We start from the raw sequence: 26,164 nt of genomic DNA on the forward strand, positions 1-26,164 counted from the left end.
GTTTTTTGATGTCAAAAGCATGTTGAAAAAATATTATATACGTTGACACGTATATACGTATTAGTGTATATTATGGCCATGAATACTTCAGCTATGCAATTAACCCTCTTCACGATCTCGGAGCCGAACCGCTTCAACATTGTTGAACTCTTAAAGCAAGGGTCGAGATCGGTCAGCGACATCGTAGAGGCTTTGGGTATCGGCCAGCCTCAAGTATCCCGCCATCTGCGGATACTGAACGAGGCCGGGCTCGTGAAAGTCCGCAAGAACGCACAGCAGCGCATTTATAGTCTCGAAGCCCAGCCGTTCCAGGAGCTGGACGTCTGGCTCGATTCCTTCAGCCGATTGTGGGAGGAGCGACTCGACAAGTTCGAGGACTATATGAGCGACTTTAACGGAGAGGAGAGTTAAGCCAATTCTTTTACTAGCTCCACAGGAAGATGCGGCTCTGCACGCAGAGCCGATTTCACAGATAGGAGGAATTCACATGGGCAGGAAGACCATCATCACGAAAGACCGGGAGCAGCGGAAGCTGACCGTGGAGCGTGTCGTATCGATACCTCTGAAGCTGTCCTGGCGGGGATGGACTCAGCCGGAACACATCGAACGCTGGTGGGGACCAAAAAACTGGAATGCCACGGTATATGAGATGGATGTCAGACCGGGCGGCGTATGGCGCTACAGACTGGCTCCCGATGCGACGGGAGAAGGGAAAGAAGCCTTCTGCAAGGCGACTTACTCCGAAGTGGCGGAGTTATCGAAGCTCGTCTATACGGATACATTTACCGATCAGGACTGGAACCCCGTTGCAGGCAGCGACATGTTGACCTCGGTTACATTCGAAGCAGTCAAGGATGGGACCCGATTAAGCATCATCACCCATTTTGCGAGCGAAGAGCAGCTTGAGGCTGCTGAAGGCATGGGAATGGTGGAAGGATACGCGGATACGCTGGAACGGTTTGAGAACGAAATAAGTTTGTACATAAAGGACAATAAAAGGAGAGATGATCATGAATTACGTGATGTCTAATGACGGTACCCGTATTTTTTATGAAAAGAAAGGGACTGGTCCGGCTGTCATTCTTGTAGCTGCCGCAGCTTCGGATCACAACGACACAACGCGTCTTGGAGAGTTTCTGTCTGAACATTTCACCGTCTACAATTATGATCGGCGAGGACGGGGCAGCAGTACGGATGCGGCTCCGTATGCCGTTGAACGTGAGATCGAAGATATCGATGCCCTTATTCAGGAGGCGGGCGGCAGCGCGTATGTATTCGGAAGTTCCTCGGGCGCTGTTCTGGCCCTGGATGCGGCGAGCAGACTTGGCGGCAGTAAAGTTAGTAAACTGTTTCTATATGAGCCGCCGCTTATCATTGACGACAGCCGTGCACCCGTACCGGCGGAATACGTGCAGCGTTTGAATGCGCTGATGGCCGGAAATCGGCGCAGCGAAGCCGTAGAATATTTCATGACAGCCGCGCTGGGGATCCCAGCGGAATATGTAGAATTCATGAAGGCAGATCCTTCTTGGCAGGTCATGGAGGGCATGGCGCATACATTGGCCTATGACGGCATGATTATGGGGAGCACGCAATCCGGTCAACCGCTGCCGACGGATCGCTGGGATGTCGATGTCCCGGTCATGGTGATGACGGGCGAGAACAGCGGAGCCATGTTCCATGGGGCCGCGAGCGCATTGGTCGACTTGCTCCCTCAGTGCGAGCACCGAATGCTGCCTGGTCAGGACCATTCTGCCGTCGTGATGGCGCCGGAAGTGCTGGCTCCCGAGGTGTCGGATTTTCTGTTGCCTTCGGCAAATCGAATTCCGGGATAAGCGTGCTTGGCTCATCAAGAAACCGTGACCCTTAGGGCCACGGTTTCTTTGTTTCCTGTTCCGGTCGAAGTATTTATTCGGTCTTCTCAAACGGCTCAATAAAATGATTAAAGGCGCTGGTGCGAAACAGGTCGCGCCGGAATACAAAATGGACTTTGGAGCTGCGGTAACGCTTGGGAATTTGGAAGGCCTGCAATTTCCCGGCATCCACCCAGTCCTGGACGGAAGAACGCGTTAACAGCGAGATACCCAGCCCGGCGGCCACACCGCCCATGATGGCTTCCAGCGTGCCAAACTCCATAATGTTCATGGGCCCCACATTCTCCTCATGGAGCCATTGCTCCAACCGTTTACGGTGGTAGCAGCCCTTGCCAAAGAACAGCAGCGGTTTGGTGAGCAAATCGCGAAGCGCAGCCTCCGTGGGTTCCGAGATGAGGACAAGCTCCTCGTCAAAGGCCCGGATTTCGTTAAAGTCCGGGTAATCCAGAGGTCCGCTGATAAACGCCCCGTCCAGTTCATATTCGTTCAGGGCTCGGATCAAGTCGGCCCTGTGGCCTGTAATCAATGACAGTTTCACATTAGGGTACCGTCTATGATAATCCAGCATGATACCGGGAAGATGTACCGCCGCTGTGGTTTCCGATGAGCCAATCCGCAGCGGCCCCGACGGTTCTTCCGAAAATTGCGTCGATTTCACGGCCTCGTCAAGCAAACGCGTAATCTGATCGGCATACTTGAGCAGATTACAGCCGGCCGAGGTTAAGGCAACGCCGCGACTGAGCCGATAGAAAAGGGGCGTGTTCAGCTCGGCTTCAAGCTGCCGGATTCTAGCGGTCACGTTCGATTGCACGTAACCCAGGCTTGCGGCAGCCTTGGTTATGTTTCCTTCACGGGCAACGGCCTGGAATATCTTCAGATCCCCACTCTCCACCTTAGCAGCCTCCTTATATCCATCATTCACAGTGATGGTTCGAATCTTATTTAATTATTTTACATGATACGAAGGTCGGAATAAACTGAGGATACACTTGGTTAAGGAGAGGGGAAATCATTGGCATGAGCAAACCGCGTATGCTGTTTCTGACGATATTTACGATGCTGGTCGCGGGACTAAATTTCCCGATCGGCAAAATTGCGCTGTCCTTCGGTTCCCCATTCGTGCTGCTGGCGATCCGGTTCGTGGGAGCGGGGCTTCTGATGCTGCCCTTCATTGTAAGACGGCCCCATCCCGGGAGCGGCGCTGCCTGGCTGAAGCTGGCCACGATCGGTCTGTTTCAATCGGCACTCGTGATGAGTGGCATCTACCTGAGCATGCAGACCATTTCCTCCGGCAGCTCCTCGGTTTTATCCTCCAGCAACCCGATCTGGTTCATCGTGTTCAGCTTCCTGATTTTCGGTATAAGGTACCGTCTTCTTCAGTGGGCGGGCGTAATCATCGGTTTTGTCGGCGTGTTCATTACGCAAGGCTTGGAGATGCAGATGGAGAGCGGATTCTGGTTTGCGTTGGGCGCGGGGATGGCTTGGGGCATGGCGACGCTGCTAAGTTCCCGTTGGGGCAAGGAGTTTGACGCTTGGGTCATGGCTGCCTATCAGATGCTGATCGGAGGCATCCTCCTGCTCATCGCAAGCCCGCTGCTGGAGCAGCCGCATTTTGTATGGGATGAATCTCAGATCTTGAAGGAGCTCTTTGTTCTGGGCTGGATGATTCTGATGAGCTCGATTGCCCAATTCGTCACTTGGTATTATGTGCTGCGCAACAGCGATCCCAATAAAGCCAACGTTTATCTATTCCTCATTCCCGTGTTTGGCGTATTATCCGGATGGCTTATACTGGGCGAGCAGCTGCACTGGTACACTTTGGCTGGCACAGTGTGCATTGGGCTTGGCATTTATCTGGTGAACCGGCCTGGACGAGTGGACGCCACAAAGGATCCATTCATGATCAAGGAGCGGTGCGGTACCGTATAAAGGGCAAGAATTGTAATATAATCGAATTTAGCAGGTCGCGACGATGCCATTCGTGCGGCCTGCTTTTTGCCATGACATGCAAAGGTTTTCTGGCCTGAGCAGGTATCACGATAAGTTATGACAAGGGGAAAATCGAAGAAAAATCTTGTCCCAGCAAAATAAGTAAATTTTATTAAAAATAAATCCATGTTATATTAAATTTACTAACGCCTTTGGAGAGGGGATAGGATTCATGAGTGGTTTGAAGGAAATTGCAAAGCTCGCGGAGGTCTCGGTGTCTACGGTGTCCAACGTGCTGAACGGGCGCAAGAACGTGGGGCGGGAGACGAGGGAGCGGGTGCTGAGGTTATGCTCGGAGCACGGCTATTTTCCGCATAAGTCAACCAAATCCGATAAAAGCAACACGATTATATTCGTCTTCAGCGACTTTGATCGCGATTATTATTTAAAAATCATCAAGGGGATCAGCCATTGCCTCACGGAGAATGGATACGACCTCATCATCTGCACGAATAAATCCAGCACCAATTTTATGCGCAGCAAGTTTGCAAGCGGTACCATAAGCCTCGACCGGAACATGACGGACGAATATTTAGTCTCGGTAGCCACGCCGCAGTTCCCCGTCGTTCTCATGGACCGGATTATCGATAACGAGTATGCCAATACCAAAAGCGTGATCGTGGACAATTACCCCGTGATGTGCGAAATGGTCCAGGCGCTGGTGGATAAACAGTTCAGAACCTTTGGATACATTGGCGGACTGGAGTTTACCCTGGATCATAAGGAACGCTTCGCCGGATTTATGGATACGCTTTCGAAGAATGGCATCGCGTTTGACAGGCGGAATTACTTCCATGGCGATTACAGCGAGGAAAGCGGATATCAGGCGGCCAAGATCCTGATCCTTAGCAACGCATTGCCGGAAGTGCTGGTCTGCGCTAACGACAATATGGCTCTGGGCGCAATCAAAGCTTTGGAAGAGAACGGCATACGGGTGCCGGAGGACATATCGATCACCGGCTTCGATAATTCGGACGCGGCGGCGATGGCCGGCTTGACGACCATTGCCATCCCGCGTTATGAAAGCGGTTATTTGGCGGCGAAGGAGCTGCTCGAGATGATCAAGGGCACGACGGGCAAGGAGCCCTTTAAACTGAATGCCACGATCCAGTGGAGAAAAACGGTGAGATAAACTTTATTTTTACAACTAGTAAAATATCATAGATTTTACTAGTTTTTTTACTTAGTATTTTTATGAAAACGTGTACATTTTTTATTGACATTCTAGGTAAACCGCCCTATGATGGGTTTGTAAACGTTTTACTTTATAGAGTCCTTGAGGGGGAGGCGTGTCACTTGAAAAAAGTAAAAAAGGTATTGAGCATACTTACGGCAACGGCTTTGGTTGCGACACTCGCGGCCTGCGGCGGTACATCTGACAAAGATTCTGGAGCAGCAGCCGGAGGAGATGGGGGAGATAAGCTGAAGAAGATAACCCTCTTCCAATCGAAAGTCGAAATTACGGAACCTCTTGAAGCCTTGGTTAAAACCTATAAAGAAGAAACCGGCAACGAGGTTGAGGTATGGGGTGCCGCGGGCGATGCTTATTCGCAGCAGCTGGTGGCGAAGCTCAGCAGCAACCAGGGCCCAACGATATTCAGCGTGGCTCCTGGACCCGAGTCCGAGAAGCTGAAGTCCTATTTTTCCGATTTGAGCGGTGAAGAGTATGTTAAGAACATTGCGCCCGACATGGAATTGAAGGTCGAAGATAAGACCGTCGGCGTTCCGTACGGCGTAGAAGGCTTCGGTCTCGTATATAACAAGGATCTGGTGGATCCGGCCAACATGAAGGACCTGGACTCCTTCACCAAGACGCTGGAGCAGCTGAAGGCTGACGGCAAGAACGGTTTGAGCCTGTCCCAGGAGGCTTACTTCCTGATCGGACACATCATCAACACGCCGTTTGCGCTTCAATCCGATCCGCTGGCCTTCATCGACCAGCTGAACAAGGGCGAAGTGAAGATGGCCGACACGAAGGAGTTCCAGGAATGGGCGAAATTCATGGATGCCATCAAGGCCAACACCAAGAATCCGCTGGAAGTGAAATACGATAGCCAGATGGGCGACTTTGCAACGGAAAAAACGGCTATGGTGCATCAGGGCAACTGGAGTTATTCCATGCTTGCGGACTTCGGCGATTTCGGCTCCAAAGTCGGCATGATGCCGTTCCCGCTCGCCGGCAACGATAAGATCGCCGTAGGCGTCGCCAGCTACTGGGTCGTCAACAATCAGGCGGACGCTGAGGAAGTCAAAGCCGCAAACGCTTTCCTGAACTGGCTCTTCACGAGCGAGACGGGCAAGAAGGCCATTGTGGACGATTTCAAATTCATCCCGGCTTTAACGAACATTGAAGCAGGCGATCTGGATCCGTTGTCTCAAGCGGTGCACGAAGCAACCACGAAGGGCGAGACGATCACTTGGGCGCTGAACTACTTCCCATCGGGTATCATCACCAACGATTTGGCTCCGGCTACGCAGGAGTACTTCATGAATCCGGGCATGACAGGCGAGCAGTTCCTGCAGAAACTCGATGAAGTATGGGCGAAAGCATCGAAGTAATCTAATTGAAGCCGAAAGGCAATCATCTGACATCACAATTCCATGAAAACGAAAGCCTAGCCTCAGACGTTCTGATGATGAGCGTTAGGCTTTTGTTTTTTCTAACACGACTTCAAGGTTTGATGCCGCCTTGCGGGAATCATCCGGAACGGAAAGAAGGTATGGATTATGAGCAAAAGAAAGGATAAAGCCTGGTTTGCCCTGTTTACGGTGCCGCTTCTGTTTATTTTCACGACCGTGGTCATCATCCCGTTCATTATCGGGATCGTGTACTCCTTCGTCAATTGGGACGGCATTCCGGCGAATCCGAAAGTATTCGTAGGGTTCGACAATTACGTTCAGCTGTTCCAGGACGACCGATTCCTGTCATCGGCTTGGCATACGGTTCAATTCACGCTGCTCGCGCTGGTATGCGTCAACGTACTGGGACTGGGCTTTGCGCTGCTGGTGACGACAAAGCTCCGCTCGAGAAATGCGGCGCGGACGATGTTTTTCATGCCGAACCTGATCGGCGGCCTGATTCTGGGTTACATCTGGCAGTTTATTTTTACGGATGCGTTCAGCTTCCTGGGCGAGAAGACCGGATTCGACAGCGTGTTCTTTAACTGGCTGCTGCATCCGCAGTTTGCGCTGTATGCGATCGTTGCGGTATTCACCTGGCAGCTGGCAGGTTATACGATGATCATCTACATCGCGGGCATCCAGGGGATTCCGGATGAACTGATGGAAGCGGCGAAGGTCGATGGCGCCAACCTGTGGCAGCGACTGAAGAGCATCGTGTTCCCGCTGTTAATGCCTTCGTTCACGATCTGTCTGTTCCTGACGCTGTCCGGGGCGTTCAAAATCTATGACGTGAACCTGTCGTTGACCAAGGGCGGTCCGAGCAATGCGACGGAGATGTTTGCGATGAATATTTTCAACGAAATTTTCGCTTACGGTAATTATGGATTAGGTCAGGCAAAAGCGATCATCTTCTTCCTGATTGTGGCCGGACTCACGCTGACGCAAGTCATCATCACGAAGAGAAGAGAGGTGCAGATGTAATGAAGAAATCAGGCAAATGGCTGCTCGATATCCTGCTGTTCCTCGCCTCGCTGGTCTTCTTGTCTCCTGTCTTCATCATGCTGATCAACTCCTTTAAGGATCGTGCCGAGCTGTATGAGAATGCGCTTGCGCTGCCTTCTTCCTTCAGCTTTGAGTATTATAAATCCGCGATGGAGAAGATGAATTTCTTCACGGCACTAGGTAACTCGCTGTATGTCACCGTCATCTCGGTGATCATCGTCATCGTGCTCGCCTCCATGACGGCATGGATGCTGGTACGGACGGACAATAAGCTGAGCAAGGTCATTTTCTTCACGTTTGTGGCGACCATGCTGATTCCGTTCCAGACGCTGATGATGCCGCTGATGCAGGTGATGGACTGGATTCGCACCAATCTGCACATTCCGATGCTCAACACCCATGAGGGCTTGATCTATATGAACGTCGGCTTTACGTCCAGTATGGCGGTCTTCCTGTACCACGGGTTCATCAAATCCGTGCCCGTCGCGCTGGAGGAGGCGGCTACGCTTGACGGCTGCTCCAAGCTGGGCGTGTTCTGGCGGATCGTGTTCCCGCTGCTGAAGAACATCAGCGTGACCATCGCGATCCTGAACGTCATCGCGCTGTGGAACGACTATCTGCTTCCATCGCTGACGCTGTCGGACAAAGGGCTGCGGACAATCCCGCTCTCGACCTTCTATTTCTTCGGAGAATTCACGATCGTGTGGAACCAGGCGATGGCCGGCCTGACGCTGACGATCATCCCGGTTGTCATTTTCTACGTTTTCGCGCAGAAATACATTATCAAAGGGATTGCCGCAGGTGCTGTGAAATGAGGCGGATCATTACGAGAGCCGACGACTATGCTTCAAGCCGTTCCGCCAATGCTGCGATTGCCAGGACCGTTGAGGCCGGATTCATCAAAAATGTGTCCATTATGGCGCCCGGTCCTTATCTTGCCGAGGCCGCGCAGCTGCTGGCGCATCGCAAGGACATCTGCTTCGGCTTCCATATGACGCTGAACGCCGAATGGGATAACGTACGCTGGGGACCTGTTGCCGCGAAGGAACAGGTTCCTTCGCTTGTCGATCGGGCCGGGTACTTCTATCAGGACCCGAGCTTGTTTCAACATCATTCGCCTTCGCTGCAGGAGATCCTTATGGAGTGCGAAGCGCAGCTGGATAAACTGACTGCGGCTGGCTTCAACATTTCTTACGCGGATTCCCATATGCTGCCCGAGCGCTTCATTCCCGGGCTGCAAGAGGAGCTGGACCGCTGGATGGAAGCGAAGGGGCTCATCAACCACCGATATTACTACAACTTTTTCCCTGGCGGCGTTCCGGACGGGGCCGAGTCGTTTGAAAGGGTGCTTGGCGGCCTGACGGACGAACAGTACTTCTTCCTGTCCCATCCGGCGCTGTATTCGGAGGAAATGGTGCAGTGCGGCAATGCTCAAGTGGATGGGGAGGAGCTGGCACGAGGGCGTGATCAGGAGGCCGCTTTCCTTGCTCGGGAGGACTTGAACGAGATTAGCGAACGTTGGGGCTTCCGTGCCGTGCGATATGATGAAGCGGCGCCGATATCTGGTGTATAATGGAAGGGTCATGATGAATTTATCTTGTTATACAGGGAGAGGCGGAATAGGATGAACACGAACACGGTTCGATTATTGCCAAGAAGTACCCCCGAAAACCAAGGAATCTCATCTCAGTCGATCAAACGTTTTATCGGCTCGATTCAGGAGAAGGAGCTTGAGCTGCACAGCTTCATGCTGGTTCGGCACGGGCATTCCGTCGCGGAGGGCTGGTGGAAGCCGTACGGCGCGGACAAACCGCATATGCTGTTCTCGCTAAGCAAGAGCTTTACCTCTACCGCGATTGGACTCCTGGTCCAGGAGGGCCGGATTACGCTGGAGGATCGGGTGATCGGCTTTTTCCCGGAAAACAAACCGGAGGATCCGTCCCCGAATCTGTCCGCGATGACGATACGCGACTTGCTGACCATGGGCACGGGACATGCCCAGGAGCCTGCCATCCAGTCCGATATTTGGGTGGATGATTTCTTCAAGCAAGCAGTCGAGCATGAACCTGGAACCCACTTTGTATATAACAGCGCAGCGACGTACATGCTCTCGGCCATTCTGCAGAAGGTCACCGGCATTACGCTGCTGGATTATTTGCAGCCCCGTCTGTTCGAACCGCTCGGCATTCAGGGGGCTGCATGGGAAAGCTGCCCGCAGGGAATCAACACCGGCGGCTGGGGTCTTAAGCTGAAGACCGAGGACATCGCCAAGTTTGGCCAGCTCTATCTTCAGAAGGGAGAATGGGATGGCCGGCGCCTGATTCCGGAGGCTTGGATTGAAGAAGCGACCTCCAAGCAGATATCCAACGGACCTGCGGATTCCTCTTCGGACTGGACCGAAGGATACGGCTATCAATTCTGGATGTGCCGCCATGGAGCATACCGCGGCGACGGCGCGTTCGGACAATTCTGCATCGTGTTCCCGGAGCAGGATGCAGTCCTGGCGATTACCTCCGGCCTTGGAGATATGCAGGCCGTGCTGAATGAGGTATGGGAGCATTTGCTGCCGGCGATGGGAGCAGATCCGCTGCCGGCCGATGCGGACGCGGCCTCATCCCTTGCCGGAACGCTGCAAGCGCTTAAGCTGGATCCGCCAAGCGAGAAGGCTTTATCTCCGATTGAGAAGGACGTATCCGGGATCGTCTATGATCTCGAAGAGAACGAGGAGAAGCTGCATTCGTTCTCCGTCCGGTTTGAAGAGGATGGCGGGGTGATGGAGCTTACGGGGGAACATGGCGTCAACTCGATTGCCCTTGGCCGGAGCGAGTGGAAGTCGGGAACCACGAAGCTGATCATGATGACGGATCAAGCGTATGCTGCCTCCATGACCTGGAAGGATGACCTGACGCTGCAGCTGACCGTCAGGCTGACCGAGACGCCGTTCTACTTAACGACGGAATGCACCTTCAGCGAAGAAGGCATTCATCTTGCCTACTGGATGAACCAATCCTTCGAAGGCAAGGTGGTCCGGGAGATGAAGGGCAAAGCCAGGGCATAATGCCGACAAAACAAGGTACAGTAAAAACCTCTCCATGATCATGGAGAGGTTTTTTTGGCATGCGGTATTCAGAACCGTTCCGACACCACCTTCGGCTGCGTGAACAAGAGCAGGTAGTCGCGGCCGCCGGCTTTGGAATCCGTTCCGGACATATTGAAGCCGCCGAACGGGTGGGTGCCCACCAAGGCGCCGGTGCATTTCCGGTTCAAATACAGGTTGCCGACATGGAAATCGCGCCGTGCCTGCTCCAGATGCGCGCGGTTGTTCGAGATCACCGCGCCGGTCAGCCCATAATCGGTATTATTGGCGAATTGAATCGCTTCGTCGAAGGAGGCCGCCTTCGTGAAGGCCACCACCGGGCCGAAGATTTCCTCCTGGGAAATACGGGCAGTGCTGTCCACATCCGCAAAAATCGTAGGCTGAATGAAATACCCCTCCGGATCGCCCGAGAATCCGCCGAGTACCAGCTTGCCTTCGCTTTTCCCGATTTCGATATAGTCGAGAATTTTACGGTACGCCTTATCGTCGATGACGGGTCCCACCTGAGCCTCGGCATGGGAGGGGTTTCCGATCACCAGCTTCTTGGAGCGCTCGATGACCTTCTGCAGCACGGTATCATAGACGTCCTCATGCACGATGGCTCTGGAGCAGGCGGAGCATTTCTGGCCGGAGAAGCCGAAGGCCGAAGCGGTAATCGCATCCGCAGCAAGGTCCAAATCGGCTTCGTTGTCCACGATGATGGCGTCTTTCCCGCCCATTTCGGCGATGACGCGCTTGATCCATCGCTGCCCCGGCTGCGTCTTGGCCGCACGCTCTTGAATCCGCAGTCCAACGTCGCGGGATCCCGTAAAGCTGACAAACCTGGTCAATGGGTGATCCACCAAATAATCGCCCACTTCCTGACCCGGACCGGGCAGAAAGTTAACGACACCCGGAGGCAGGCTGACTTCTTCAAGAAGCTCCACGAATTTGGCGGCTATGACCGGAGTGGTGCTCGCCGGTTTCAGCACAACGGTGTTGCCGGAGACGATGGCCGCCGTGGTCATACCGGCCATAATCGCGAGCGGGAAGTTCCAAGGCGGAATGACGATGCCGACGCCAAGCGGGATGTAATCGAGATGATTCTCTTCCTCCTCGTGGACCGTCAGCGGCTGGGGTGCGCTCAGGCGCTGCATCTCGCGTGCATAGAACTCCATAAAATCGATCGCTTCGGCAGTATCCGCGTCCGCTTCGGCACGCGTCTTGCCGGCTTCGAGGGTCATCAGCGCGGAGAACTCGAGCTTGCGCCGCCGCATGATCGCCGCGGCCTTGAACAGGTAGCGTGCCCGCTCGTTCGCCTCGGTGTGCTTCCACGTCTCAAAAGTACGCGCCGCCGTTTGAATGGCTTGCTCGGCAAGCTCGGTATCCGCTTGGGACACGACGCCGATGACTTGGCGTTTGCGCGACGGATTGACCGACTTTGCGGTACGTTCCGTATGGATTTTGGCACCGCCGATAACCAAGGGGTACGATTGGCCAAGCTCGGCTTCGACCCCGGATAACGCCACATCGTATAACTTGTTGTTCCACTCGTTGTTGAAGTCCATAAACGGTTCGTTCCGAAAAGGTGCTCGCATGGGGAGGCCCCTCCTTAACATGATATGAATCGAAGCTTCAGGCCAATGGTCCAGCTGCGGATCGTCATGGTGGCATGGTTAGCATCTCCTGGTGAAAACCTCTATTTAAATATGTATGTCTTCCTGCATGCCGTCATGATTTTTGCATATGAGTTAGATAGAGTGCATTTTGGTTTACCTTGCAAAGGGGGCGCGCGCATGGACGGAACCGAGCTGTACCGTAAAGTGATCCTGACGGTGTCCGGCAATAAACTCGTGAAATGGCTGTCGATCAAGTACGGCCGGAAATTGGCTGGCCGATTCATTGCCGGCGATACCTTGGATGAGGCGCTGGACGAAATCGAGAGGCTAAACGCGAAGGGCATTCTCGTTACGCTGGATCATTTGGGGGAGGGCATTACGACGCTGGACGAAGCGGCCGGGTACCGAGAGGAATATTTGAAGCTGGTGGAAGGGATTGCGAAGCGCGAAGTGCAATCGAACGTATCCTTGAAACCGACGCAGATGGGCATGGCCCTGGACCCCGAGAAGGCTTACGAAAACATCAGGTCGGTGGTAAGAAAGGCTAAAGAGCACCGCAACTTCGTTCGCCTGGACATGGAGGATTCGCCGTATACCCAGGCAACCATCGATATGACGCTCCGCCTTCATAAGGAGGGGCTGACCAATGTGGGGACCGTGATGCAGGCCTACTTGTTCCGTACGGAGGAGGACGTGAAGAACTTGTTAAGGGCCGGCGTTAATCTGCGGCTGGTGAAGGGGGCGTACAAAGAGCCGGGAACCATCGCCTTTCAGCAGAAGCGGGAGGTCATTGACAACTACAAGAAATTGGTCAAAATGCATTTCGACCAAGGAGCCTACGTCGCGATTGCCTCGCATGATGACAACATCATCGACTGGGTGAAGGTATTTGCCGAGCAGAGCCGCATAGACAAACAGGACTATGAATTTCAGATGCTGTACGGACTGCGGATGAACGATCAAGCAGCGCTTGCGCAGGACGGCTACCGTATCCGGTGTTATATGCCCTATGGAACGATGTGGTACCCGTATTTCACCCGGAGGCTGGCGGAGAAGCCGGCCAATCTGATGATGGTGCTCAAAAATATGTTCAAGTGAGCGGGATCCGATTGAAGAACCCCATCAAAATGCCTGATGAAATAAGTGGCGTTTTGACGGGGTTCTTCATGGTTTCAAAAAACATCAGGCTGCTTAGAAGTGCCCAATCCAAAGGAAACGGGGACATTAGCTCTCTGTAGCTGCTGTCCCTAGAAATGATAATACGACTCCGAGCAATCCATCAGGAAGGAGCGCTCGAGCGGCAGTCTGCCTAACCGCTCCCGGGTGACGTGCCGATGCAGGTTGATCTCCAGATCGGCGAGGGCCGATACAGCAAGTTGCATCCGTGCGGATCCCCACTGCTGCTGCTGCTTTCGGGCATAGCGAAGGGCCTCAGTCACGGACATGCCTCTCAGCCTTGAGAAGACGGATGCCCAGCGGACCAGGTCCGAAAATTCTCTCGTTCTTGGCAGGGCATATTCGACATATCCTGCCGCGTCTTTGCAGCTGACTTTGAACAAGCCGCAGTTCCAGCCATGATCGCTCCATGGGATAAAGCGTTCGGCCGAGCCCCGGTCGAAACGAAATATCTCCATATGGCCGATAGTCTCTTCACCTAATGCAGGCACTGCGGTTTCGATGACGGGTGTAAGCGCTGCCTCGATGAGTTTCGTCATGATTTGATCTACGCTCCTTTATAAGAATGTTATATGCACGGCAAATAGGCCTGGTGAGCAGAGAAACCCCGCTCTCCAGGCCTATTTATGGTTAGAGCCCCAATTCCGGCGGCCGCTATGCCAAAGCTTGGATGGTATTCTCTCTCAACAACGCGCCTACGAGGTTAGCTGACGGATTCGGACTGAGAGCACCCTACCGCTGGGCCCTTCGATCCTAGGCGCAGCGGATTCACCCCATTCACCAATCGAAGACTGGTGACTTTGGTTCCCCCGTCTCCCGGTCTGTCGGGAGCTCGGCGTATCACGTGTTTCGAATAGATGGATGAATCATACGCCGGAGGAAACGAAAAGTAAATGACCGTATGGGACGAATAGATTCCGAAATGTGATGAAAACGGTAAAAGAAAACGCGTACAATCAGCCGTGTCATCTATTATCGTGGCAAAATCTCGGTATCTCGTTGGATTGCGATAAATAAGAGAAAACAAGAGAAATACATAGTATAGAGCAGTATTCGGAAGATAAAGACGAAATACTGCTTGGTTCCTGTTCGACATAACGCCAGATGTGTTTTTGCTCACATTTACATCCTGCAGGGCCGGACGTATGATACGAACTATGAATTGACGGTCATCAACGACCAAGGCATACGGGCAGCCGTTTCATGAAGGTCTAAAGGCAGTGTGAGAGCTGCCCCTAAGCCTTTATGGATCGATGGCGAAGGCACCATGGGCCTTGCTGAGATTTGAAGGTAGAGGCGACTCTCACCGCGTGAACCTCCTGTTGCTGTGCTGTTATGCCCAGTCTGGATGACAAGTCAATGGCTAATAGAATAACATGCTACTCGTTTTTAATTTTCGCTGAGTCCTTGAATGGAAAAGGAACGGGGGAACCAGTCGGGAGATGAATCTGATCTCTCTGGGGTGAATCCTGTAGACAAGATAACGGTCTATGGGTAGGGCGACTCTCACGCCCGAATCCGTCAGCTAACCTCGTAAGCGTATCGAGAGAGGCAACGATTGTCGTGGACTTGGGCCACGGTGTATTTCACCGTGTCCTGTAAGAAGCCTGCGGGAAGAGTTCTTCTCTTTCCGCAGGCTTCTTTGTTGTTGCCTTCTCTTTCTGACCTTAGGAGGAGAAACGAAGATGGAGAAACCACAGGAATTCATCCTGGTATCCGCGCCGAACAAGGCAGGGGAGGAATTCGTCCGCCAGCTGATTCACAAACGTGTTCCGTTTGCGGCCATAGCCAACAACCGGGCTGAGCAGCAGAGGCTGCGAGAACTGGGCTGCAAACCCATCATTTTGATTGATACAAGAGACGAGCAGACCTGGATCATTCCCGAGTTTCCCGTCGGCAAGGTGTTTCTGTTCGAAAGCAGCTTGAATCTGTGCTGCCGCTATTTGCGGATCTGCCGGACATGGACCTCGGAGTCGATTTACGTGATCACCCATTCCGGCAATCCGCGCTTGATATACAAAGGGCTGGGTGCCGATGTGGTGCTTCATACGAATCATCATCAGGTGTCCTTTCTGATGGCATCCGTTATGAGCTAAGTGTTTGGACTGACGTCACAAGAGCGTAGGGGAGGTTACATTCATGCAGGATTTAGTTATGGTGCTCATTTTGGGAGGAACCTACGGACTGCTCATGCTGTTTATGTCCTGGTGCGGGCGCGTGGTTTCGGAACCGGAGGCTGATCAGCCGTGATGATCATGTTGATATTCACGATTTTTATTTTTCTCTATTTGATTTATGCGCTGATTCACCCTGAAAAATTCTAGGGAAACGGCTGAAGGAGGAAGGCATTCGTCATGGGCATTTTACAAATTGCCATCGTTATACTCGTTCTGGTGCTGCTGGTCAAGCCGCTGGGAACTTATCTATATCAGGTGTTTCGTTATGAAAGCAATGGTACGGACAGATGGTTCTCCTGGGCGGAGAAACCGATCTTTGCTCTGATCGGCTTGAAAGAACGCAAGGGGATGACATGGAAAGGATATGCCGTCAGCTTTGTGTTAACGAATATCGTGCTGGTTGCGGCGGGCTACTTGATTCTGCGGCTGCAGAAGGTGCTGCCGCTGAACCCGAACGGCATCGGCCATATGGAACCGACCTTGTCGTTCAATACGATGATCAGCTTCATGACCAATACGAATCTTCAGCATTACAGCGGGGAGTCGGGATTGTCTTATCTGGCCCAGATGGCCGTCATTACGATGATGATGTTTACGTCCGCGGCGACCGGGCTGTGCGTGGCGATTGCTTTTATCCGGGCGGTGACCAGCAAGGGCACGACCGTCGGCAACTTTTTTGAGGACTTCGTTAAGGCGCATACCCGGGTATTCATTCCGGCTGCTTTCATCATTGCGATGGTGCTGGTGGCGCTGCAGGTGCCGCAGACCCTGAAGCCTACGCTCAGCGTCACGACGCTGGAAGGAAGCGAGCAGCAAATAGCGGTGGGTCCGGTGGCCGCGCTCGAATCGATCAAGCATCTGGGCACCAATGGGGGCGGTTTTATGGGGGCCAACTCGGCGCATCCGTTCGAGAACCCGTCCCCGCTGACCAATGTGATCGAGATTCTGTCCATGTGGAGTCTCGGGGCGGCGCTTCCTTACACATTTGGTTTGTTCGCGAAGAGCCGTAAGCAGGGCTGGATCATATTCTCGGTAATGATGACCTTGTTTATCGGCTTCCTGTCCTTGAACTATGCCGCGGAAACCAACGGCAACCCGGCATTAAACCAGCTGGGCATCGACGCCTCGCAAGGCAGCATGGAGGGCAAGGAGGTCCGGTTCGGGATCGCCCAATCCTCCCTGTTTACGACGGTGACAACTGCGGCCACGACCGGGTCGGTCAACAACATGCATGATACGCTCACGCCGCTCGGCGGGATTTCGCCGTTGTCCCTGATGATGCTGAATTCCGTTTTTGGCGGAAAAGGCGTCGGGCTGATGAACATGCTCATGTACGCGATCCTGGCGATGTTCCTGGCCGGTCTTATGGTTGGCCGTACCCCCGAATTTCTCGGCAGAAAAATCGAGGCCCGGGAGATGAAGCTGATCGCGATTGTCATTCTGGTACACCCATTGATCATCCTTGCTCCGACGGCGCTCGCGCTCATGACGGATGCGGGACAGGCGGGCATTGCCCATTCGGGCTTTCACGGCATCTCGCAGGTGCTTTACGAATACACGTCATCCGCTGCCAATAACGGCTCCGGGTTTGAGGGCCTTGCGGATAACACGCCGTTCTGGAACATCAGCACCGGACTGGTCATGCTGATCGGGCGCTATATTTCGATGATTGCCCTGCTGGCGGTGGGCGGCTCTCTGATGCGGAAGCAGTGGGTTCCCGAGACGCTCGGAACGTTCCGGACAGATAATAAGCTTTTTGCCGGCATTCTCATCGCGGTGGTCCTGATCATCGGTGCCTTGACCTTCCTGCCTGTGCTGGTGCTGGGACCGATTGCCGAGCATCTGACGATTCGTTAAATAGAAAAGGTGGCCTATTACCATGAATAATACGAGAAAAAAAGCGATGTCCCAAGAGATGGTCCGTCAGGCGCTGAAGGACAGCTTCACGAAGCTGAATCCCGTCCTGATGATGAGAAATCCGGTCATGTTTGTCGTGGAGGCCGGGACTCTGGTTGTGCTGCTTATGACGATATTTCCGTCCTATTTCGGTACCGAGGGCAGTATCGGATTTAACCTGACCGTGTTCGTCATCCTGCTGTTCACGCTGCTGTTCGCAAACTTCGCAGAGGCGCTTGCCGAAGGGCGCGGCAAGGCGCAGGCCGATTCCCTTAAGCAGTCGAAGCAGGAAATGACGGCTCGCAAAGTGATGGAGAACGGCGGGGTACAATCCGTGTCGTCCACGGCTCTGCGCAAAGGAGATATCGTGATGGTCGCGCAGGGCGAGATGATTCCCGGGGACGGGGAAGTGATTGCGGGCCTTGCATCCGTTGACGAATCGGCGATTACCGGGGAATCCGCCCCCGTCATTAAAGAAGCCGGCGGCGATTTCAGCTCGGTCACGGGGGGGACCCGGGTTGTCAGCGATACGATCCGCATCCGGATTACAAGCGATCCGGGGGAATCGTTTATCGACCGGATGATCTCGCTGGTCGAAGGGGCCTCCCGGCAGAAGACGCCAAACGAAATTGCGCTGAATACGCTGTTGATCGTCTTAACGCTGATCTTCCTGATCGTGGTTGTGACGCTGGCACCGATCGCGAAGTATCTTGGCATCGAGTTGACCGTTCCGGTGCTGATCTCGCTGCTGGTATGTCTGATCCCGACCACGATCGGGGGGTTGCTGTCAGCGATCGGGATTGCCGGCATGGACCGGGTAACGCAGTTCAACGTGCTGGCGATGTCCGGCAAAGCGGTTGAGGCCGCCGGTGACATCAACACGATGATTCTGGATAAGACGGGTACCATTACGTTTGGTAACCGGATGGCCAGCCGGTTGATTCCCGTCGGCGGCGAGTCGCTGGCATCGGTGTCCCAGTGGGCCGCGGTGAGCTCGCTGCAGGATGAGACGCCGGAAGGACGGTCGGTGTTGGAGCTGCTGAGGAAGGAAGGTTTCGCAGTGGATGAGGGCATGGCGGATGGGGCGGAATTCATCGAATTTAAGGCGGAGACCCGGATGAGCGGCATGGACCTGAGGGATGGCCGGAAAGTCCGCAAGGGCGCTGTGGATGCCGTCAAGGCGTGGGTGCAGTCGCAAGGAGGCGCCATCCCTTCGGATTTGTCGTCAAATAGCGACGCCATCGCCACAGAGGGGGGAACCCCGCTTACGGTCGCCGTGGATAACCGCATCTTTGGTTTGATCTACCTAAAGGATACCGTGAAGCCGGGCATGAAGGAACGGTTTGACCAGCTGCGCCGGATGGGCATCAAGACGATTATGTGCACGGGCGACAACCCGCTCACCGCGGCGACGATTGCCCGTGAAGCGGGCGTCGATGATTTCATCGCGGAGAGCAAGCCCGAGGATAAGATTGCCGTCATCCGCCGAGAACAAGCCGAAGGCAAGCTGGTGGCGATGACCGGGGACGGGACGAACGATGCCCCGGCGCTGGCCCAGGCCGATGTCGGGCTGGCGATGAACAGCGGTACCACCGCAGCCAAGGAAGCGGCCAATATGGTGGATCTGGATTCGGATCCGTCGAAGATTATCGAGGTGGTTGCCATCGGCAAGCAGCTGCTGATGACGCGCGGCGCGCTGACCACCTTCAGCGTCGCGAACGACGTCGCCAAATATTTTGCCATCATTCCGGCGATGTTCGCAGCTGCTATTCCAAGCATGAACGTTCTGAACGTCATGGGACTGGGTTCTCCCATGTCGGCGATTCTGTCGGCGCTGATCTTTAATGCCATTATCATTCCGCTGCTGATTCCGCTTGCGATGAAGGGTGTGGCCTATAAGCCGATGAGCTCGTCGAAGCTGCTGCAGCGCAATGTGCTGGTCTACGGATTAGGCGGCGTGATCGTGCCGTTCATCGGGATTAAGCTGATCGATATGATCGTGCATCTCTGGATTTAGGCCGGAAACAGCAGCCGTCCTATCGAGATATCCCGGAGGCTGCTATTTGAGGAAAATATGAAAGAAGGGATCGAGGAACCATGAATAAGCCATTGCAGAAATCATCGCCGGCCCCTCGCGCCGGGGTGGGCGCGGCCCGTGTCTCGCTGGGCATGGCCCTGAGAACAAGTCTTGTATTTATCGTGTTATGCGGAATTCTTTATCCGCTGGTCACGACGGGAGCGGCGCAGCTGCTCATGCCGAAGCAATCCGGCGGCAGTTTGGTCACGGATCGGGGCGGAAAGGTGGTCGGATCGGAATTGATCGGCCAGGACTTTACGGAGCCGCAATATTTTCACGGCAGGGTGTCCAGCATTGAATACAACGGGGCCGGCTCAGGCAGCAATAACTATGCCCCTTCCAACCCGGATTTGATTGAACGAACGAAGGCATCAATTGAAGCGTGGACGGAGAACAACCCGGACGTTCCGGTGAGCGAGGTGCCGATCGATCTGGTAACGAATTCCGGCTCCGGGTTGGATCCTCACCTATCGCCGAAGGCCGCGTATATCCAGATTCCGCGGATCAGCAAGCTGACCGGAATTGCGGAAGCAGAGCTTGATCAGCTGGTAAAGGAGCATACGGAGGGACGGGATTTGGGCGTATTCGGTGAACCGCGCGTGAATGTGTTGAAGCTGAATCTGGGGCTCCAAGAGCTTCTTAACCTTAACTGATCATGGATCCCTTTCGGAGAAAATCGCCGGAGGAGCTCTTAAGGTCGATTTCCAAGCTCCATCAGGGACGGCTCAAGGTATATATCGGGGCTGTGAGCGGATCGGGAAAAACCTATCATATGCTTCGAGAAGGGCAGACCTTGAGGCTGCAAGGCATCGATGTCGTCATATGCGCGGTATCCACGATGCAGCGGCCGGAAACGGTGGAGCAGGTCCGTGATCTGGAACGGGTGCCCAGCATTCATTGGATGGAGGACGGCGTAGAGAAGAAGGATCTTGATCTTGATCTGCTGGTGCAGCGCAACCCGGAGGTAGTGCTTGTCGATGGGCTTGCCCATCGCAACCGGAAGGGAGCGCGGCATGCTGCGCGGCTGGATGATATCCGATTCCTGTTAAGCCGCGGAATCAGCGTCATCACAACGGTCAACGTGTATGAGCTTGAGGATGTGCAGGACATTGCCTCCAGGCTGACGGGCATTAAAGCCAGCCATACGGTACCGGCCGATACGCTGGAGAGCGCCGACGAGGTGGTGCTTATTGACGTAACGCCCGAAACGATGCTGGAACGGGCACAAGGCGGCCTGCTTGGAGACGGCAGCCTATGGAAGCAGGGCAATCTGGCGGTGCTCCGGGAGTTGACGCTCCGGCTCGTTGCCGAAGGCGTGAGCCATTCCCTGGAGCCGGTATCGCAAAGAACAGGGACTCGTCGGCCCATCGGGAGCCGATGAGCGAATACTGGTGTCCACCCAATACCATTGGAACGGTTCCATCTATATGCGGCGCGGGCAGCAGATCGCGAAACGATTGAACGGCGAGCTGTTGGCGGTCGCGTTTGTGAAGCCGGGTGTAGAGCTTACCAAAGAACAGGCTGCCTTTAAGCGCTCCATGGCGAAGCTCGCGGTGCGGATCGGCGCCAAGCTGGAGGAGCTGCCCCTCCGTTCCCGGAGGGAGCTCGCTGACATGCTGGTTCAGTATGCGCTGGAGCACCACGTTACACGCATTGTGCTTGGCCATTCGAAGCAGACGCGCATGCAAGAGCTTTGGCAGGGTTCGATTATTCAGGATCTGCTCAAGAAAACGCGCGGGATTGATATTTTTATGGTGGCGGATCGGGCGGAACATGACGGGGAGCGGATCATTCCGGCCCGGCTTCATCCGCTGCGGCTCCCTTCCGAATCGTTTCACCGCTTGAACGAACAGGAGCTGGATCAGAAGATTGAGCAGGTCAAGCGGGGACGGTTCAAGGTATATATCGGCGCCGCCCCGGGCGTAGGGAAGACCTATGCGATGCTGCGGGAAGGCAACGATCTGCTGAAGAAGGGATTGACGGTTCTCGTCGGTCTGCTGGAGACGCACGGCCGGAAGGATACGCTGTCCCAGGTGGGCAATCTGGAGGCCCTTCCGCGAAAAAGAGTGGACTACAGGGGATCGCGCCTTGAGGAGATGGATACCGATGAGATCCTTCGCCGGAGGCCGGACGTGGTCCTCGTGGATGAGCTGGCGCATGCGAATGTGCCCGGAAGCAAGCGCAAGAAACGGTATGAAGATGTGCAGGATATTCTGTCGGCCGGCATCTCCGTCATTACGACCGTGAACGTGCAGCATCTGGAGAGCTTGAATGATGCCGTCGAGCAGATTACAGGCGTTCGTGTCCGCGAGACGATACCGGATCATATTCTGCAATCGGCCGATGAGGTTCAACTGGTCGACGTGACGCCGGAGTCGCTGCGGCAGCGGATGAAGGATGGGAACATCTATGCGAAGGAAAAAATTCATCAGGCGCTCAGCCATTTTTTCAAGACGGGAAACCTGATCGCCCTAAGAGAGCTTGCCTTAAGGGAGATTGCGGATGATGTGGACGAAAGGCTGGAGTCATGGCAGCGCAGCGGCTCGCTTCGGGGGCCGTGGCGGCGCGAGGAAATTATCTATGTCGTGGTCGGCAGGGGGCCGCAAGCGGAGCGGCTCATTCGCCGCGGCTTCCGGATCGCCCATCGGCTGAAGGCAGCCTGGTATGTGGCATTCCCTCTGGAGCGTCATGACAGCCTATCTCATGACGAAGAGCAGCGCTTGACGGCGCTCCAGACGTTAACGGAGCGTCTTGGGGGCACCTTCACGATGCTGCCGCTGCCGGTAAAAAGGGGACCGGCATGCACCTGTTCTGGCCGATTGGTCGCCGCAGCAGACGAGGTCAAGGCGACCCAATTCATTATCGGCCAGCCGCAGATGGCCGGATGGAAGCTGTTCGCTCGGCGAAAATGGATCAGGAGCCTGCTGCGATCCTCAAGGCATATGGACGTGCTCGTGGTTGCGGATTACGATCCGCGCGTATGATGGCTGAAAACACCGGACGTACATTCCGGAGAAAAAGAACGCACAGACCGCAGAACGCTCGGAAACGGAAGAATGCAAGCCATACGCGCAGGCTGGCTTACTAGCGCGTAAGCGAACGGACAACGTCAAGAAGCCCGCTGACCTGTCATTACAGATCGCGGGCTTTTTTCATGCTGCCAACATGCCTAAAGGCTGACGTACAAGCTTGTCTTATGATTCGCCCGACAGCGTGCGGTCGCCGGTCAAATATTTCTCGGTCAAGACGGAGAGCAGGCGAATGCCGACTTCATTCTCTCCGCCTTCGGGAATGATCAGGTCGGCGTATTTCTTGGAGGGTTCGATGAACGCCTCATGCATCGGCTTGACGGTTGTCAGGTATTGATTATGGATCGACTGGATGGTTCGGCCGCGGTCCTCAATATCGCGTACGACCCGGCGAAGCAGGCGCACATCGGGATCGGTATCCACAAACACTTTAATGTGAAGCAGCTTGCGCAGATTCTCATCGGACAGCACATGCAGGCCTTCGATGATGACGATGTTGTTCGGCTTCAGCTCGATGGTCTGATCCGTGAAGCGGGCATGGGCGGTAAAATCATATACCGGCGCGAAAGCGGGTTGTCCGCTTTTTAAAATGCCGAGATGCTCGACGAGCAGCTCGTTGTCAAAAGCGAACGGATGATCATAGTTAATCGCTTCGCGTTCCTCGAAGCTGAGCTCTTTATGATCCTTGTAATAGTTATCCTGCGAAATAAACGTGACTTTATCTGAACCAAGACGGTCAATGACAGAGCGGGCAACCGTTGTTTTGCCCGATCCGGTGCCGCCGGCGATACCAATTATGAGCATGGCGAATCCATAACCCTCCCTAGAGTTTGCAATTTTATTATTGTAGCACAGCATGCGCTTCTTTTCACTATGGGAGCATAGAACAAAAGATGGGATTTCCGTATGTTCTTTATTCTTACCACGGAATAGCGAACCGAATCTGTATGACTTATCATAGAGGATATTATGACTACAATTGAAAATGTTTCGGAGGGATGATCATGCGTTATACCGCTATTTACCCATGCAAGCCCGCCATATACCTTCAACAGGGAGAGAATCGGGGAAGCGTCGATTGGAGCCGCTATGAAGCTGTGGCCCTGAGCGACACCGTGACCGGGCTTGCCGCGAAGGAAGCGACGGAGGTGCGCGCCTGCTGGAGCGCCGAATGCTTCTACGTGCAGTTTGTTTGCCAGGATTCACATATCGTCTCGGAGTATCGGCATCGGGATGACCCGCTGTATGAGCAGGATGTCGTGGAGCTGTTTATGGATGAAGCAGGGGAAGGTTTGGAATATATCGAGCTTGAGGTGAGCCCGAACAATGTTGTATTTGATGCGCGGATCCGTAACGATGGGCAAAAGTCGATCACGGACAGCGATGTCGAGTGGGACCTTACCGGCCTTCTGACCACGGTAGAGAACGACGGTAAGGGAAATTTGGTTTACGAGATTCGCATTCCGGCGCAGAACTTTCAGAATCCCCCGCAAGCGGGACGATGCTGGAACGTGAATTTTTACCGCATTGACGAGGACGACCAAGGAAACCGGGAATATCAGGCATGGAGCCCCACCGGAGAGGTCAATTACCATATCCCCTCGCGTTTCGGAAGGCTGGAGTTTGTGGATGCCACATAGCCTGCACGCCCGGAATCGATTGACCGATGCCGGGCGTGCAGCATTGAATATAGCTTTTTTGGTTTGGTGATGCCTTACGGGTCCCGCTTAAGCTTACTTAAACCGGTAAGCACGCGGTTCATTGAACCAGAAGCTGCCGTCCTGGGAGAAGTCCCGGTATGGGCTTGGGGACACCTCGTCCACCAGCTTCAAATCTTCTTCGGTCAGCTGCACGTTCAGTGCATTCAGATTGTCCGCAAGCTGCTGCTCGCTGCGGATGCCGACGACGGGAATGATGCTGCGCTGCAGCAGCCATGCCAGCGCGAACTGCCCCAGTGTGATCCCTTTGTCCTCTGCACGCCGGGCGAGCCATTCAACCTTGTCCAGTTTGGCACGGTTGCCGGGAGCATCCAAATCCATGCGCTCGCCCCGCGAATTGACCGGCAGCGGCTGCCCGTCACGGTATTTGCCGGACAGCCAGCCGCCGTCCAGCGGGGAGTAGGCCAGCGTAGCCAGGCCGTGGCGCTGTGAAGCCGGCAGGATTTCCTGCTCGATATATCGGTTGAAGATGCTGTATGAAGGCTGATTGGTAACGAAGCGCTCGAGGTTCATTTTCTCGCTGGTCCACAGGGATTCGACGATACGCCAAGCCTCGAAGTTCGAGCAGCCGATATATCGTACCTTTCCTTGGGCAACCAGATCATCGAGCGCGCGCAGCGTCTCGTCCAGCGGGGTATGAGGATCCGGTCTATGCACTTGGTAGAGGTCGATGTAATCCGTATTCAACCGTTTCAGGCTGGCCTCGACCTGTCTCATGATGCGGTAACGGCTGGCGCCTTCTCCGTTCGGTCCTTCGGCGGTCCGTACCTTGAATTTGGTCGCGACGATCACCCGGTCTCTTCGTCCTTGAAGGGCTTTGCCTATAATTTCTTCGCTCGTACCCTTGCCATAGGTATCTGCCGTATCGATAAAATTAATCCCCGAATCCAGCACCTTGTCGATAATGCCGAGCGAGGTCTTCTCGTCCAAATCCCAATCTCCGTAAGTCATGGTTCCCAGACAGAAGCGGGATACTTCAAGTCCGGTTCTTCCCAAGTAGACGTATTCCATCGTTTAGCCTCCCCATCTCCAAGTTATCTTCGTGATCGAAATCTGCTTCCATTATCGGCCTTTTATGTATAGATGACAAGCGCAGCAGCCGGAAGCGAAAATACCCGGGGTTTTTTCATAAAAGAACAAAAACGGACATCTCAACAGGGATTTTGTCCCTTTTTTTGCATGCCGCTGGACATGTTGTTTTCATTGGGGCGGGTTCTATATACTTTTTAGTAAAGGGAAAGCCTGCCGCTTGGAATGAGCGGACATGCTCTAAAACGGAGGGGATGTTTATATGAATGCTGTCATCGATGGTCTGATGACCGAGCTGGAGCAGCTGCTGGAGGAGAAGGTGGCCGAAGATCTTCGGGATCTGCTGGGCGAGTATAAACAATTGGAGGGAGCGGCCTCGGATCGATTGAAGCAATTTGAAGAGGAGTTCGGGATCGCTTTGCCGGAGGATTTCCGTTCGTTCTACAGCAAGAAGGACGGCAGCGGGTACGCATTTCACGTGCTCTATCCCGGTAACGAGGGAGATGGCGAATACACCCCGTTCTATCTGATGAGCCTGGATGAGATGAGGGAAATCAAATCATATTTCTGCGAGCGGGACGAACGGCTCGATGCGTACTACGGTCCAGAGGAGGTACAGCGGCTGGATCCGGAAATTAAACCGTACCTGTTCCACAAGGCATGGTATCCGTTTGCCACGATGGCGGGCGGCTCATTGTATCTGATGCTGGATTTCGATCCGGCTGAGCCGGGAACGTCCGGGCAGATCATCATGTACGTGCATGATCCTGATTTTGTTTACTATATCGCGCCTTCCTTCACGGAGCTGCTTCAGGCGTCCAACCGCAATCTGCGCACCGACATTGAAGAAGTGGACTATTAATTGAAGCAGAAGACATAG

General features: G+C 54.2%; 23 protein-coding genes, 1 pseudogene and 2 riboswitches. Of the genes and pseudogenes, 19 read left to right on the forward strand and 5 right to left on the reverse strand.

Annotation, left to right across the window (positions count from 1 at the left end; translation table 11 throughout):
- Positions 1–78: 78 nt before the first annotated feature.
- From AC3RCL_RS02115 to AC3RCL_RS02125, 3 genes are all read left to right on the forward strand, one after another.
- Positions 79–411, forward strand: a complete 333-nt coding sequence (locus tag AC3RCL_RS02115; RefSeq protein WP_249732835.1) for an ArsR/SmtB family transcription factor — start codon at positions 79–81, stop codon at positions 409–411.
- Between the two features lie 76 nt (positions 412–487).
- The gene (locus AC3RCL_RS02120; protein WP_492534426.1) at positions 488–1,030 is read left to right on the forward strand and encodes an SRPBCC family protein; all 543 of its coding nucleotides are present in this window, start codon (positions 488–490) and stop codon (positions 1,028–1,030) included.
- The gene (locus AC3RCL_RS02125) at positions 1,011–1,835 is read left to right on the forward strand and encodes an alpha/beta fold hydrolase (RefSeq protein WP_492534428.1); all 825 of its coding nucleotides are present in this window, start codon (positions 1,011–1,013) and stop codon (positions 1,833–1,835) included. The genes AC3RCL_RS02120 and AC3RCL_RS02125 overlap by 20 nt, the downstream gene beginning before the upstream one ends.
- A gap of 73 nt (positions 1,836–1,908) precedes the next feature.
- Here the strand turns inward: AC3RCL_RS02125 and AC3RCL_RS02130 are convergent, their stop codons facing one another.
- Positions 1,909–2,766, reverse strand: coding sequence for a LysR family transcriptional regulator (locus AC3RCL_RS02130; RefSeq protein WP_096774794.1), 858 nt, complete (start codon positions 2,764–2,766; stop codon positions 1,909–1,911).
- Between the two features lie 125 nt (positions 2,767–2,891).
- Here AC3RCL_RS02130 and AC3RCL_RS02135 point away from each other — a divergent pair, with 125 nt between their 5' ends.
- The 7 genes from AC3RCL_RS02135 to AC3RCL_RS02165 all read left to right on the forward strand — a co-directional run bounded on the left by AC3RCL_RS02135 (position 2,892) and on the right by AC3RCL_RS02165 (position 10,545).
- The gene (locus AC3RCL_RS02135; protein ID WP_486049325.1) at positions 2,892–3,803 is read left to right on the forward strand and encodes a DMT family transporter; all 912 of its coding nucleotides are present in this window, start codon (positions 2,892–2,894) and stop codon (positions 3,801–3,803) included.
- 232 nt (positions 3,804–4,035) lie between these two features.
- Positions 4,036–4,995 (forward strand): LacI family DNA-binding transcriptional regulator, encoded by a 960-nt coding sequence (locus AC3RCL_RS02140; RefSeq protein WP_492534431.1) that lies wholly within the window; start codon positions 4,036–4,038, stop codon positions 4,993–4,995.
- 164 nt (positions 4,996–5,159) lie between these two features.
- Entirely contained in the window at positions 5,160–6,422 is a 1,263-nt protein-coding gene (locus AC3RCL_RS02145) for an ABC transporter substrate-binding protein (RefSeq protein ID WP_375121268.1), read from the forward strand.
- Positions 6,423–6,590: 168 nt separating this feature from the next.
- A complete protein-coding gene (locus tag AC3RCL_RS02150) occupies positions 6,591–7,466 on the forward strand; it encodes a carbohydrate ABC transporter permease (RefSeq protein WP_012818642.1) in 876 nt (291 codons plus the stop codon).
- Positions 7,466–8,302 (forward strand): carbohydrate ABC transporter permease, encoded by an 837-nt coding sequence (locus AC3RCL_RS02155; RefSeq protein ID WP_009595886.1) that lies wholly within the window; start codon positions 7,466–7,468, stop codon positions 8,300–8,302. Before AC3RCL_RS02150 ends, AC3RCL_RS02155 begins: the two co-directional genes overlap by 1 nt.
- The gene (locus tag AC3RCL_RS02160) at positions 8,299–9,060 is read left to right on the forward strand and encodes a polysaccharide deacetylase family protein (protein ID WP_096774791.1); all 762 of its coding nucleotides are present in this window, start codon (positions 8,299–8,301) and stop codon (positions 9,058–9,060) included. Before AC3RCL_RS02155 ends, AC3RCL_RS02160 begins: the two co-directional genes overlap by 4 nt.
- A gap of 51 nt (positions 9,061–9,111) precedes the next feature.
- Entirely contained in the window at positions 9,112–10,545 is a 1,434-nt protein-coding gene (locus AC3RCL_RS02165) for a serine hydrolase domain-containing protein (RefSeq protein WP_492534434.1), read from the forward strand.
- Between the two features lie 68 nt (positions 10,546–10,613).
- Here AC3RCL_RS02165 and pruA read toward each other — a convergent pair whose 3' ends face one another.
- A complete protein-coding gene (gene pruA, locus AC3RCL_RS02170) occupies positions 10,614–12,161 on the reverse strand; it encodes an L-glutamate gamma-semialdehyde dehydrogenase (RefSeq protein ID WP_492534436.1) in 1,548 nt (515 codons plus the stop codon).
- 198 nt (positions 12,162–12,359) lie between these two features.
- Here pruA and AC3RCL_RS02175 point away from each other — a divergent pair, with 198 nt between their 5' ends.
- Positions 12,360–13,280: a proline dehydrogenase family protein gene (locus AC3RCL_RS02175; protein WP_492534438.1), complete on the forward strand. Its 921-nt coding sequence runs from the start codon at positions 12,360–12,362 to the stop codon at positions 13,278–13,280.
- A 149-nt stretch (positions 13,281–13,429) separates the two neighbouring features.
- Here AC3RCL_RS02175 and AC3RCL_RS02180 read toward each other — a convergent pair whose 3' ends face one another.
- Positions 13,430–13,897 carry a hypothetical protein gene (locus AC3RCL_RS02180; protein WP_492534440.1) on the reverse strand — a complete coding sequence of 156 codons (468 nt, stop codon included), beginning with the start codon at positions 13,895–13,897 and terminating at the stop codon, positions 13,430–13,432.
- Positions 13,898–14,033: 136 nt separating this feature from the next.
- A riboswitch (cyclic di-AMP (ydaO/yuaA leader) is annotated at positions 14,034–14,206 on the reverse strand.
- Between the two features lie 539 nt (positions 14,207–14,745).
- A riboswitch (cyclic di-AMP (ydaO/yuaA leader) is annotated at positions 14,746–14,914 on the forward strand.
- A gap of 129 nt (positions 14,915–15,043) precedes the next feature.
- Between AC3RCL_RS02180 and AC3RCL_RS02185 the strand changes: the two genes are divergently transcribed.
- From AC3RCL_RS02185 to AC3RCL_RS02210, 6 genes and pseudogenes are all read left to right on the forward strand, one after another.
- On the forward strand, positions 15,044–15,454 hold the full coding sequence (locus AC3RCL_RS02185; protein ID WP_492534442.1) for a hypothetical protein: 411 nt from the start codon (positions 15,044–15,046) through the stop codon (positions 15,452–15,454).
- A gap of 159 nt (positions 15,455–15,613) precedes the next feature.
- A complete protein-coding gene (locus AC3RCL_RS02190) occupies positions 15,614–15,682 on the forward strand; it encodes a potassium-transporting ATPase subunit F (protein ID WP_353057785.1) in 69 nt (22 codons plus the stop codon).
- Positions 15,683–15,712: 30 nt separating this feature from the next.
- Positions 15,713–17,392, forward strand: a complete 1,680-nt coding sequence (kdpA, locus tag AC3RCL_RS02195; RefSeq protein WP_492534444.1) for a potassium-transporting ATPase subunit KdpA — start codon at positions 15,713–15,715, stop codon at positions 17,390–17,392.
- Between the two features lie 22 nt (positions 17,393–17,414).
- Positions 17,415–19,448, forward strand: a complete 2,034-nt coding sequence (gene kdpB / locus AC3RCL_RS02200; protein WP_492534446.1) for a potassium-transporting ATPase subunit KdpB — start codon at positions 17,415–17,417, stop codon at positions 19,446–19,448.
- Positions 19,449–19,528: 80 nt separating this feature from the next.
- Complete coding sequence (gene kdpC / locus AC3RCL_RS02205) at positions 19,529–20,161, forward strand: potassium-transporting ATPase subunit KdpC (protein WP_492534448.1); 633 nt, start codon at positions 19,529–19,531, stop codon at positions 20,159–20,161.
- A gap of 2 nt (positions 20,162–20,163) precedes the next feature.
- Positions 20,164–22,492, forward strand: a pseudogene (locus AC3RCL_RS02210) (histidine kinase).
- A gap of 210 nt (positions 22,493–22,702) precedes the next feature.
- Here AC3RCL_RS02210 and udk read toward each other — a convergent pair.
- On the reverse strand, positions 22,703–23,341 hold the full coding sequence (udk, locus tag AC3RCL_RS02215; protein WP_012818654.1) for a uridine kinase: 639 nt from the start codon (positions 23,339–23,341) through the stop codon (positions 22,703–22,705).
- 200 nt (positions 23,342–23,541) lie between these two features.
- On the opposite strand from udk, the gene AC3RCL_RS02220 reads away from it, so the two are divergent.
- Positions 23,542–24,177, forward strand: a complete 636-nt coding sequence (locus AC3RCL_RS02220; RefSeq protein WP_090910183.1) for a carbohydrate-binding family 9-like protein — start codon at positions 23,542–23,544, stop codon at positions 24,175–24,177.
- Positions 24,178–24,270: 93 nt separating this feature from the next.
- Here AC3RCL_RS02220 and AC3RCL_RS02225 read toward each other — a convergent pair whose 3' ends face one another.
- Positions 24,271–25,266: an aldo/keto reductase gene (locus tag AC3RCL_RS02225; protein ID WP_492534451.1), complete on the reverse strand. Its 996-nt coding sequence runs from the start codon at positions 25,264–25,266 to the stop codon at positions 24,271–24,273.
- A gap of 280 nt (positions 25,267–25,546) precedes the next feature.
- On the opposite strand from AC3RCL_RS02225, the gene AC3RCL_RS02230 reads away from it, so the two are divergent.
- Positions 25,547–26,146: an SMI1/KNR4 family protein gene (locus AC3RCL_RS02230; protein WP_192569946.1), complete on the forward strand. Its 600-nt coding sequence runs from the start codon at positions 25,547–25,549 to the stop codon at positions 26,144–26,146.
- Positions 26,147–26,164 lie beyond the last annotated feature (18 nt).

Source organism: Paenibacillus sp. MT86 (assembly GCF_058792535.1).

Bases quoted from the DNA above. Each gene is read 5' to 3' on its own strand.
- AC3RCL_RS02115 (WP_249732835.1), top strand. From the start codon at position 79: ATGAATACTTCAGCTATGCAATTAACCCTCTTCACGATCTCGGAGCCG.
- AC3RCL_RS02120 (WP_492534426.1), top strand. From the start codon at position 488: ATGGGCAGGAAGACCATCATCACGAAAGACCGGGAGCAGCGGAAGCTG.
- AC3RCL_RS02125 (WP_492534428.1), top strand. From the start codon at position 1,011: ATGAATTACGTGATGTCTAATGACGGTACCCGTATTTTTTATGAAAAG.
- AC3RCL_RS02135 (WP_486049325.1), top strand. From the start codon at position 2,892: ATGAGCAAACCGCGTATGCTGTTTCTGACGATATTTACGATGCTGGTC.
- AC3RCL_RS02140 (WP_492534431.1), top strand. From the start codon at position 4,036: ATGAGTGGTTTGAAGGAAATTGCAAAGCTCGCGGAGGTCTCGGTGTCT.
- AC3RCL_RS02150 (WP_012818642.1), top strand. From the start codon at position 6,591: ATGAGCAAAAGAAAGGATAAAGCCTGGTTTGCCCTGTTTACGGTGCCG.
- AC3RCL_RS02155 (WP_009595886.1), top strand. From the start codon at position 7,466: ATGAAGAAATCAGGCAAATGGCTGCTCGATATCCTGCTGTTCCTCGCC.
- AC3RCL_RS02160 (WP_096774791.1), top strand. From the start codon at position 8,299: ATGAGGCGGATCATTACGAGAGCCGACGACTATGCTTCAAGCCGTTCC.
- AC3RCL_RS02165 (WP_492534434.1), top strand. From the start codon at position 9,112: ATGAACACGAACACGGTTCGATTATTGCCAAGAAGTACCCCCGAAAAC.
- pruA (WP_492534436.1), bottom strand. From the start codon at position 12,161: ATGCGAGCACCTTTTCGGAACGAACCGTTTATGGACTTCAACAACGAG.
- AC3RCL_RS02175 (WP_492534438.1), top strand. From the start codon at position 12,360: ATGGACGGAACCGAGCTGTACCGTAAAGTGATCCTGACGGTGTCCGGC.
- AC3RCL_RS02180 (WP_492534440.1), bottom strand. From the start codon at position 13,897: ATGACGAAACTCATCGAGGCAGCGCTTACACCCGTCATCGAAACCGCA.
- AC3RCL_RS02185 (WP_492534442.1), top strand. From the start codon at position 15,044: ATGGAGAAACCACAGGAATTCATCCTGGTATCCGCGCCGAACAAGGCA.
- kdpA (WP_492534444.1), top strand. From the start codon at position 15,713: ATGGGCATTTTACAAATTGCCATCGTTATACTCGTTCTGGTGCTGCTG.
- kdpB (WP_492534446.1), top strand. From the start codon at position 17,415: ATGAATAATACGAGAAAAAAAGCGATGTCCCAAGAGATGGTCCGTCAG.
- kdpC (WP_492534448.1), top strand. From the start codon at position 19,529: ATGAATAAGCCATTGCAGAAATCATCGCCGGCCCCTCGCGCCGGGGTG.
- udk (WP_012818654.1), bottom strand. From the start codon at position 23,341: ATGCTCATAATTGGTATCGCCGGCGGCACCGGATCGGGCAAAACAACG.
- AC3RCL_RS02220 (WP_090910183.1), top strand. From the start codon at position 23,542: ATGCGTTATACCGCTATTTACCCATGCAAGCCCGCCATATACCTTCAA.
- AC3RCL_RS02225 (WP_492534451.1), bottom strand. From the start codon at position 25,266: ATGGAATACGTCTACTTGGGAAGAACCGGACTTGAAGTATCCCGCTTC.
- AC3RCL_RS02230 (WP_192569946.1), top strand. From the start codon at position 25,547: ATGAATGCTGTCATCGATGGTCTGATGACCGAGCTGGAGCAGCTGCTG.